Origin of the sequence: Methanocalculus natronophilus (assembly GCF_038751955.1) — an archaeon.
Taxonomy (GTDB): Archaea; Halobacteriota; Methanomicrobia; order Methanomicrobiales; family Methanocorpusculaceae; genus Methanocalculus; species Methanocalculus natronophilus.
In genome coordinates, this window is sequence record NZ_JBCEXH010000136.1 from 1 (window position 1) to 505 (window position 505).

Below are 505 nucleotides of genomic sequence, written 5' to 3' on the forward strand. Positions count from 1 at the left end.
CGATATATTCCTACCCTTTTAGATGAAGCGAATAAAATTATGTTGGCTCAAGCTTCACGTGGGGTTGACTTTCAAGAAGGGAAACTAAAAGACAAAGTCATGCAAATTGTTTCTTTATTGGTTCCTATGTTTATCATTTCATTTAAACGTAGTGAAGAGTTAGCAGATGCGATGGAAGCAAGAAGCTTTATCCCTGGAAATCCACGTACAAAACTCCATGAACTTTCATGGCAAAGCATTGATACTGCCGGGATTATTTTTGCGAATCTATTTATCCTCTCAAGCATTTTAATTAGGGTGATGGTATGATCAAAACACTTTTAAACGCAATCAATCAATTAGACAGTGTGACCTTAGGTAAAAGCCTAAGTGACCCTGTCTTTTTAAGAGATAAAGATGAATCAATCACTAGAGATAAAAGGGTAATGATTGATAAATTATTGGCATATTCTAACTATTCATTCGGTGATATTCAAAAGTATGAAAGTTTTTATGTTGTTAATAT

Annotated in this window: 2 protein-coding genes; both read left to right on the forward strand. The window is 33.9% G+C overall.

What is annotated here, in order from left to right; all coding sequences use genetic code 11:
* Window positions 1-309: energy-coupling factor transporter transmembrane component T family protein (locus ABCO64_RS10875; protein WP_343089496.1), on the forward strand; the 309-nt coding region annotated here is incomplete at its 5' end.
* A partial coding sequence (locus ABCO64_RS10880; RefSeq protein ID WP_343089497.1) for a hypothetical protein occupies window positions 306-505 on the forward strand: 200 nt, incomplete at its 3' end. The genes ABCO64_RS10875 and ABCO64_RS10880, both read left to right, overlap by 4 nt.